The 9070-nt window shown below is 66.3% G+C and carries 5 protein-coding genes; all 5 read right to left on the reverse strand.

Annotation, left to right across the window (positions count from 1 at the left end):
- Positions 1-10: 10 nt before the first annotated feature.
- Entirely contained in the window at positions 11-1396 is a 1386-nt protein-coding gene (locus tag Q376_RS0120700) for a TolC family outer membrane protein (RefSeq protein ID WP_043449242.1), read from the reverse strand.
- Complete coding sequence (locus Q376_RS0120705; RefSeq protein ID WP_081803693.1) at positions 1393-2748, reverse strand: HlyD family type I secretion periplasmic adaptor subunit; 1356 nt, start codon at positions 2746-2748, stop codon at positions 1393-1395. Before Q376_RS0120705 ends, Q376_RS0120700 begins: the two co-directional genes overlap by 4 nt.
- On the reverse strand, positions 2745-4565 hold the full coding sequence (locus tag Q376_RS23835; protein ID WP_043449245.1) for a type I secretion system permease/ATPase: 1821 nt from the start codon (positions 4563-4565) through the stop codon (positions 2745-2747). Before Q376_RS23835 ends, Q376_RS0120705 begins: the two co-directional genes overlap by 4 nt.
- Before the next feature lie 190 nt (positions 4566-4755).
- Positions 4756-5352 carry a heme acquisition protein HasA gene (locus tag Q376_RS0120715; RefSeq protein ID WP_027351909.1) on the reverse strand — a complete coding sequence of 199 codons (597 nt, stop codon included), beginning with the start codon at positions 5350-5352 and terminating at the stop codon, positions 4756-4758.
- A 122-nt stretch (positions 5353-5474) separates the two neighbouring features.
- Complete coding sequence (locus tag Q376_RS23840; protein WP_211266743.1) at positions 5475-8402, reverse strand: TonB-dependent receptor; 2928 nt, start codon at positions 8400-8402, stop codon at positions 5475-5477.
- Positions 8403-9070 lie beyond the last annotated feature (668 nt).

The raw sequence follows: 9070 nt of genomic DNA on the forward strand, positions 1-9070 counted from the left end.
CAGCCGGGCACTAACCAGCGGATGCGAACAGCGCGCTGACCTTATCGATGTCGCCCTGCTCGAGCACGCCCGCCTGCCAGCGCAGCGACAGCCAGGCGAGCAGCTGGTCGTAGCGCGCGCGCTGGAAGTCGCGCATCGTCTCGAAACGCTGGCGTTCGGCATCCAGCGCATCGAGGTTGGTACGCTCGCCGCCAAGGATGCTGCGTCGGGTGGCCTCGAGCCGCTGGCTCGCGGCGCTCACCGCTTGGGCATAGGCATCGCTTCTTCGTTGGCTGCTGAGCAGGGTGCGGTACTGCCGCTCGAGATCGTTGAGCAATTCGCGCGTCGTACCATCGAGCCGATGAATGGCTTCCTCCAGCTCCGCCTGGGCCTGGTCACTGGCAGCGGAGACCCGACCGCCGGCATAGATCGGCAGGTTGACCTCGACTCCGAGGCTGTCGGTGTCGTAGCGCTGGCCGACCTGGTTCTCGGCGCTCGAATCGTTGAGCTGGCGCCGCGCATAGACCCGCATGCTCGGCAAGTGGCCGGCGCGCGCGGCCTTGACCTGCTGCCTGGACGCCTCGAGCAGGCGGCGGCCAGCGGCGAGCTCTGGGTTGCGCTCGAGCGCGAGCTGCTGCCACTGCTCGAGCGGGCGCTCGGCATCGAGCGCAAACGATGCGGATTGATCCAACCTGGCAAGCGGTGCGTCGAGCAGCACCGCACCGGTCAGCACGCGCAGTGCGTTGCGGGCGTCGAGCAGTGCGTCGTGGGCCTGGATCTCCTCGGCCTCGACCACGCGCAGCCGGGCCTCGATCTCGAGTTGGTCGGTGCGGGTGCCCTCCCCACCGGCGACGAAGGCCGCCGCCCGGAGCGTATCCTCCTCCAGCGAGCGGCGCTGGGTCTCGGCGAGCGCCAGCTGGTCCTCGGCGTAGAGCACCGCGGTATAGGCTTCGAGCACCCTCACCGCCAGGGCCTGCCGCGCCCGTTCCAGGGTCAGCCCGGCGGCTTGCGCCCTGGCCTGGCCTTCACGGTACTGGGCATAGGCCGCCGCATCGAACAGCGGCTGGGTCAGGGTGAAAGCGGAGGAATAGCTCGAGTAGTCGAGATCGCTGGTGATCTCTCCCGCCGCGGTGTCCTGGCGAACCTCCGACCAGTTCCTTGCCCGCGAGTAGCGATAGCTCAGGTTGGGCAAGAGCCCGGCGCGTCCAAGCGCGCGCTCCTCGACATCGGCACGGCTTCGCTCGCGGGCGGCAAGCCAGGTGGGGTCCATCTCCAGCGCCATCCGGTAGGCCATGGCGAAATCGACACCCTCGGGCTCCACCGCCATGGCGTTGGGCACCCGCTGGAGCAGGGCGAAGGCGATCAGCGCGAGCAGCAGCGGCAGTGGGCCGAACCATCCCGAACGACAGCCGTTCATGCGTCGCCCCAAGCAGTGCGGGCACGATCGAGCAGCGGCTTGAACAGGTAGTTGAGCAACGAGCGCTCGCCGGTGCGGACGAACACTTCGACCGGCATACCCGCGCGCAGCATCCGACCATCTAGCCGCGCCAGCTGTTCGGGTCCTACCTCGACCCGGACGCGATAGAACGGCATGCCACTGCGCTCATCCTCGAGGCGATCAGCGGAGACCAGCGTCACCTCGCCCTCGAGACGCGGTGTGCTGCTGCGATCGAAGGCGGTGAAGGCAAGCTCCACCGGCAGGCCCGCCACCACCTTGTCGATGCTCTCGACCGCGAGCTGGCCTTCGACGGTGAGCGGCCGCTCCAGCGGTACGATCTCCATCAGCCGGGCGCCGGGCTGCACCACGCCGCCAACGGTATGCAGCGAAAGCCCCACCACGGTGCCGTCGACCGGCGCGCGGACCACCTGGTGCGCCAGCTCGAATTCGGCCGCAGCGCGGCGCTGGACCAGCTGGTCGAGTTGGCCACGGACATCGGCAAGATCACCACGCACTTCCTGCTGGAAGACGTCACGACGACTGCGCGCGCGCAGCTCGAGTTCGTTGATCTGTTCACGGGTCTGGCCCAAGGTGCCTAGATCGCTTGCGATCTCACCATCGAGCTGACTGCGCTGGCGATCGAGCTCGAGCAGCCGGTTGCGCGGCACGTAGCCCTCATCGGCCAGACCGCTGAGATTGCGCCACTGCTGCTCGAGCACCGCGCGCTGGGAGCGCCGGGCGGTCAGCGACGACTCGATCCCGGCCAGCGCCGCGCGCTGGCCGGCGAGCGAGGCCTGGATCCCGGCCAGTTCGCCCTCGAGCGCGGCACGCCGGCTGTCGAACAGAGCGCGCTGGAGCTCGAAGGCGCTGTCATCCTCGATAGAGAGACCCGGTGGCGCGACGACGCCATCCAGCCCATCACGCTCGGCGATGAGCCGCGCTTCGCGCGCCCTCAGCACCTCGAGCTGGCCATCGATGTCGCCGAGTGCGCTGGCCGCCCGGGTGGGGTCGAAGTGCACCAGCGGCTGGCCCGCGCTCACCCGGTCGCCTTCACCGACCGAAAGCGTCTCGACCACGCCACCGCCGAGGCTTTCGACCGCCTGCCGCTCGCCGGCCACCATCACGGTGCCAGGCATGTTGATGCCGTTATCGAGCGGTGCCAGCGCCGCCCAAGCGAGGAAGCCGCCGAATCCCGCCAGCAGCAGCCACCAGCCCAGACGCGCAGGATGCCGCTGCTCCAGCCGTGCCGGCTCGCCCGCCAGTGCCTGCCAATCCGGCAGCGCCTTTGCCTCGCTACCGCGTTCGATCTCGCTCGGGTGCTCGACTTTCATCCCTGGGCTCCCGGCGTACGTCCACCGAGGGTGACACTCGCCATCTGATAGCTCCCTGCCGCGGCCCCCATCGGCGTGACCTTCGGCTGGCTCCCCGCGCCGTTGCCGCGCAGCCGCGCCAGCACCTCCTGGGTCGCTCCGCTCATCTGCAGCTGGCCAGCCTTGAGCACCAGAAGCCGCGTGGTCGCGGCCAGCACCTTGGGCCGGTGGGTGATCACCACCACGCTGACGCCCTGCTCGCGCAGCCGCGCGAGCGCTTCGAGCAAAGCGGTTTCTCCAGCCTCATCGAGGCTGGCATTGGGCTCGTCGAGCACCACCAGCCGCGGCGGCCCGTAGAGCGCTCGCGCCAGTGCGATACGCTGGCGCTGGCCGCCGGAGAGGCCGAGGCCACCGACACCGAGCGGGGTGTCGTAGCCTTGGGGCAAGGAGAGGACCAGCTCGTGGGCACCCGCCAGCCGAGCCGCCGCCACCACCCGCGCAGCGTCCGCATCGGGCTCATCGCTCGGTTCGGCGAAGCGCGAGATATTCTCCGCCACCGTGCCAGCGAACAGCTCGACATCCTGCGGCAGGTAGCCGATGTACCCGCCCAGTCGTTCACGCTCCCACTGCTGGATATCGCCGCCGTCGAGGCGCACCTTGCCGATCCGGGCCCGCCAGACCCCGACCATCAGCCGGGCGAGGGTCGACTTGCCGGAACCGGAGGGCCCGATCACTCCGAGCACCTCTCCCGCCGGCAGCTCGAAGCTCAGATTGACCACCGACGGGAGCTGAGCCCCCGGCGGCACCGCGGTGACCCCTTCGAAGCGCAATACGCCACTGGGGGGCGGCAGCGGCAGGCCCTGGGCGCGCAGCGGATGTTCATCGAGCAGCGTCTTGAGCCGCTGGTAGGCGAGCCGTGTGCCGCTCCACTGCCGCCAGGCGGTGATCACCATATCGATCGGACTCAGCACCCGGCCCATCAGGATCGAGCCGGCGATCATCATCCCCGGGCTGATCCGCCCCTCGATCGCAAGCCAGGCGCCAAGCCCCAGCACCAGCGACTGCAGCGCGATACGCAGGCTCTTGGAGATCGCGCTGATCAAGGCGGTGCGTTCGCTGGCCAGCGCCTGGCGCCAGACATAGCCGCGATGCATCACCCGCCAGCGCCGCAGCAGACGCCCGAGCATGCCCATCGACTCGATCGCATCCACGTTGCGCAGCTGCCCCTCGACGCTGGCGTTGGCCCGCACCGAAAGCGTTCCCGCCTCCGCCAGCGGCCGGCGCGACAGCCACTCGTTGAGCCAGGCCAACGCGATCAACAGCGCCGCGCCGACGGTGGCAAGCACGCCGAGCCAGGGGTGGAACAGGTACATCACCAGCAGGTAGAGCGGAAACCAGGGCGCATCGAAAAAGGCGAACACCGCATTGCCAGTGAGGAACTGGCGCAGTGCGTTGAGGTCGTTGATCGCCTGGCCGGCGCTGGCCTGGCCACCGGCCAGGCCGCGCTCGAACGCGGCCTGATGGACCCGCGCGCCGAGCAGTGCATCGAAGCGCGAGCCGATCTGGATCACCGTCAGGCTCCTGACGTACTCCATCGCCCCCATCAGCGCGAGCAGGCCGATCGCGATCAACGTCAGCATCAACAGGGTGAATTCGTTGCCGGAGGCGAGCACCCGATCGTAGACCTGGAGCATGTAGAGCGCCGGCACCAGCATCAGCAGATTGATCACTGCGCTGAACGCGCCAATGCTGCGCAATCCACCGCGGTGGCAGGTCAGCGCAGCGCGAATCTCATCCTTGGGCGGGGCGGCGCCGGAGACATGGCTTGGAGGGTTCATCGATGTGCTCGCTGGTCGACTAGCAGACGAAATCTGGCGCGAAACGCGCGATTGGCGCGGACGATCATCCGCGCCGATACGACAAAATACAATGAGACTTCTTCTCATCGAAAGGTCGCACGGCGAACCTCCCGTGCGACCCTTGCCCTACTAGGCGAACCCGGTAGGGATCACCACCATCCGCCTGGGATCAGGCGGCCAGCGCCAGATCGGCATCGGTGGCGGACGCAGTGCCGACCAGCGAGGCGATCGATGCATCGACGTCGAGGCCGTTGTCGATCAGCGCCTGGACCAGCCCACCGTTGGTGCCGGTACCGATGCTATCGTCAGCGCCGACCACCGAACCGTTCATCAAGCCCCAGATGACATCGTGGACATCGTTGGTGCGCCCTTCGGAGACGTCGCCAGTGATCGCCTCATCAAAGGTGAAGGTGATGAAGGCATCCGCTACCGAGCCATCCGAATTGAGACCACCACCGAGGGTGATCGAATCGATCGAGCCCCACAGGGTGTGCGAGGTCGGTCCATCGCCGACGTTACCGTTGAGCGGCGGGAAGTAGTAGTTCAGGTCACCGGTGGCCTGGAAGGCGAAGCCCAGGCTGGCATCGACGTAAGAGTAGCTGGTGCCGCTGAACGAACCGCCGCCATAGAAGCCGCCGGTATTGTTGGGGTGGGAACCTTCGAGGCCACTGTTCTGGAACTCGATCAGTACATCGTACAAGCTGTTGCCCAGCGAGAAACCAGTAGGGAACTCGTTTTCGTCATAGGAAGAGATGGATGCTGCCATATCGAGTAGTCTCCAAAAGCATCAATAGTCGATGCCGAAGAATGTCTTCGACACCCTCGACGGCGGCCGGTCGGCCGCCGTACATGCGAATCGCCTCGCATGTCCTTATCGCCTCGTAGACCCTAGAACAGGATCTCGAAGCCCATCTGCACCGTACGCCCCGGCGCCCAGGTGCGCGCCAGCGCGTCGGAGTAGCCGTCCAGGTACATCCGGTCGGTGACGTTGTCGATCGAGGCCATCAGCTTGACGTTGGGGTTGAGCAGATAGCTGCCGTACCAGTCCCAGGTGGTGGTGGTGTACCAGGTCTGGCCGCCGCCGGTCGAGCGGTTGTACCAGCCGCTGCCGCTGTAGTTGAAACGCACCCCGGTATCGAGGCGGCGGTCGAACAGCCTCACGCCGAGGTTGGCGCTACCTTTGTCGACCGGCATTGCGACTACGCTGTTGTAGGCCAGGTTGCCGCAGAGCACCTCGTCGTCGAGGCTCTCCTCGTAGGAGTCATAGCCATCCGCGACCGCCTGCTGGTGCTCTTCGGTCATCGAGCCGTCTTCGTTGGGCTGGTCATAGCGCGAGATACCGCTGCCCAGCCACCACCGCTTCTGGCAGAAGGTGTTGGGGCCGCCGACATAGTGGGTGTAGGTGGCGCCGCCATAGATCCAGCCGGCGTCGTAGCGGCTCTCCAGCTCGATACCGCGAAAGCGGGTCTGGGCCAGGTTGTTGTTGAACACAAGATTGCCCAGCCCCCCATAAACATCGCCCGGCCGCTGGTTCTGGATCGAGGTGAACAGGTAGTTGTCCGCCTTGGTATCGAAATAGCTCAGCTTGGCGAACAGCATATCGCCCTGGGTGAACAGGTCGCGGAAGGTGGTGTTCGCCCCGACCTCCCAGCTGGTGGTGGTCTCCGGCTCGGCGTAGGGGTTGGGATACATTCTGGCGAAGGGGTCGCCGGGGTGGCTGCCGGCCATCAACGCTTCGTTAAGTGCCGGCGGCCGCCACGACTTGCCCCAGTTGGCGTAGAGCTCGAGCCAGCTGGCCGGGCGGATCGCTGCCCCCAGCGAGGGCAGGAACTTATCCTCGGAGCGATCGACGTGGTAGTCGTTGAGCACCTGTTCGTCTTCCCAGCCCGGCGAATAGCGGCTCGCAGTCCAATAGTTGGAGTTAGGAAAAGCACTCGCTCCCGCTTCACCGCCCAAGCGTGCCGCCTCGCAGGCTGCCACGCTAGTTGCAGTGGATCGAGCGCAGTTGTAGTTAATGAAACGGTCGAGCCGGCTGACATAGTTGCTTTTGGTTCCCCATACCTGAGTATCACCCTTGAGCCAGTAGCGGTCGTAGCGCAGCCCGGCGGAGAGGGTGTAGAAGTCGTCCTCGAGGGTCAGGTTGGTGAACAGGCTGCCCATGGTGCGCCTGCCCATGGGGTTCAGCGTATCCCCCGCCGCGGCGCTGACCTGGCGCCCCTCGCGGTCGGTAGTGATCCACGACTCGGCGCGGTCCTGGAAGTACTCGAGCCCGTAGTTGGCGCGCAGCTGGGTGGTCTGATTGAGCTGCCAGCGCGAGGTATTGTCGATCTGCAGTCCATAGGTCTCCATCTCGATGCGCTGGTTGCGGCCAGTACCGTAGCTGCAGGAGCTCGCCCATGAGTCCGGAATCGGATCCAGGTCGCAGTAGCCGTAGTCCCAGGCGTAATCGACCAGTACGGAGCCGCTCGCCGGATAGGTAGGGTTGCTGTAGTTGCGGTTTTTGGTATCGACGTAGTAGAGCTTGACGTTGAGATCGATCAGGTCGTTGTCGCTCGGGTTCCACTTGTAGTCGAGGCCGAAGTTCTCAGACTCGACCCTGGAGCTGCCGAGGCTGCGCCAGGGGGTGCCACTTGCCTGCAGCGAGGTGTCGGCATCGGTGGTATTGGCGTAGCTGATCTCGGTGCCGATGTAGCTGAATTGGATCGACTGCTCGGGCGAAATCTTGTACTTCGCCTTGAACAGCTGCGAATCCTGCTGCTGGTCGGCGAACTTCACGCTGTCGTAGTAGCCGTCGTAGCCGGTATCGGTCCAGGCGCGGTTGAGCCCATTGCCGCCATGCCGACCGATATCGTAGTCGCCGATCGAACGGCGCGAGCGGGCGGCGAGCAGTTCGAGCCGGTCGTCGATGCGCCCGGCGACGGCGAGGCTGCCGATGAAGTCGACGCCGTTGCCCTCGCCGCCGAGCCCGGTGTTGCCGCGCAGCCGGCCGCCGAAATCGCGGCCGGGCTTGATCAGGTCGTCGAAGTCCAGGGTGGAGAAGTTGACCTGTCCCGCGATCGCGCCGGCGCCGTGCACGTCGGCCCGCGGGCCGCGCTCGACTGTCGCGCCGGAGAGCAGTTCGGAGTCGACGTACATCTCGCCGTTGCGCTGCTGGTGGCCGTTGCTGACGAAGTTCTGGCGCATGCCGTCGATCATCATGTTGACCCGGCCGAAGTCCTGCATCCCGCGGATGTTGATCGAAAGCCCCGGATTCAGGCGATTGACCGCGCTGGTCACCCCCGGGGTCTCCTCGAGCAGTTCGGCAGCGTGGCGCACCGGCAGCCGGTCCATCTGCTCGCGGGTGATCACGCTGACCGAACGCGGGGTCTGGTAGACCCAATCATCGCGCCTCGCGGTGACGGTGAGCTGTTCGAGTCGCGCGGCGCCTGCGCTCGGCAGCGGCTCCAGCAGCACCTCACCTCCCGGCTGGACCAGCGCACGCAGGCCGCTGCCTTCGAGCAACCGGTCGAGGGCAAGGGCCGCGCTCATCTGCCCTTGCAACGCCGGCGCCTGACCAGCGATCGCCTGGTCGCTGGGGCGGATCAACGAGAGCCCGGTGGTGGCGGTGAAAGCGCCAAGCGCGGCGAGGCGCGGCTGCGCGGGAATATCGAAATCGTACTCGGCGCTGAAGGCGCTTTCCTGGGCGGAGGGCGCCGTCTGCGCCAGCGCCGGCGCAGCGCCCAGTCCCACTCCCAGCGCCATCGCCAAGGTCACGGCCAGGCGCAGCTTGTTCGGCGCCCAGGGCTGCCGCCGAGCCGCCATCTCTCTAACGCTCATCGCTCAAACGTCCCCTGCAATAATGATAATGATTGTCATATCACTATCGATAACGTTTGAGCCCAGGCCCTTCCTCAGGAAAAAATTCAAAAAATTAAGCTTGGATAAAGCTTTTGACGCCCTGGTGCGCAGCGCGGAGCGCACGCGTCAGCGATACCCATCGAGAAGTCCTGCGGCAGCGGCATGGCCGTGGTTCGACACGGGCCTCCATGGTGTCTTGCAAGATTGCCCGAGTCGACGAAGGCCCGGCTCACCACGAACGGACGGATACACCCGTTCGTCCCGAGCGGCGCCGATACGCGCCAAGGCCGGATACCAGCTCGGCAGTGAAGGGCGCCAGTCGAGGGATCATGCGGCGGCGGCAAGGCCATGGTTCGACTCGGCTCGTTCCTCGCCGGCTCACCACGAGCGGATGTGGGGGATGCCGGGCCTTCGCGCCAATTTCCAACCCGTTCATCCCGAGGGGCGCCGATACGCGCCAAGGCCGGATACCGGCTCGGCAGTGAAGGGCGCCAGTCGAGAGATCGGGCGACGGCGGCAAGGCCATGGTTCGACTCGGCTCGTTCCTCGCCGGCTTTCCATGAACCCCCTCCGAGTTCTCCTCGACAGGGGGATGATCAGGGGGGTGATTGGGCGGTCGTCATATCGTTCTTCCTCAACTTTCAGGC

This window comes from Halotalea alkalilenta DSM 17697 (assembly GCF_000621205.1).
GTDB classification, from domain to species: Bacteria; Pseudomonadota; Gammaproteobacteria; order Pseudomonadales; family Halomonadaceae; genus Halotalea; species Halotalea alkalilenta.

Bases quoted from the DNA above. Each gene is read 5' to 3' on its own strand.
- Q376_RS0120705 (WP_081803693.1), bottom strand. From the start codon at position 2,748: ATGAAAGTCGAGCACCCGAGCGAGATCGAACGCGGTAGCGAGGCAAAG.
- Q376_RS23840 (WP_211266743.1), bottom strand. From the start codon at position 8,402: ATGAGCGTTAGAGAGATGGCGGCTCGGCGGCAGCCCTGGGCGCCGAAC.
- Q376_RS23835 (WP_043449245.1), bottom strand. From the start codon at position 4,565: ATGAACCCTCCAAGCCATGTCTCCGGCGCCGCCCCGCCCAAGGATGAG.
- Q376_RS0120715 (WP_027351909.1), bottom strand. From the start codon at position 5,352: ATGGCAGCATCCATCTCTTCCTATGACGAAAACGAGTTCCCTACTGGT.
- Q376_RS0120700 (WP_043449242.1), bottom strand. From the start codon at position 1,396: ATGAACGGCTGTCGTTCGGGATGGTTCGGCCCACTGCCGCTGCTGCTC.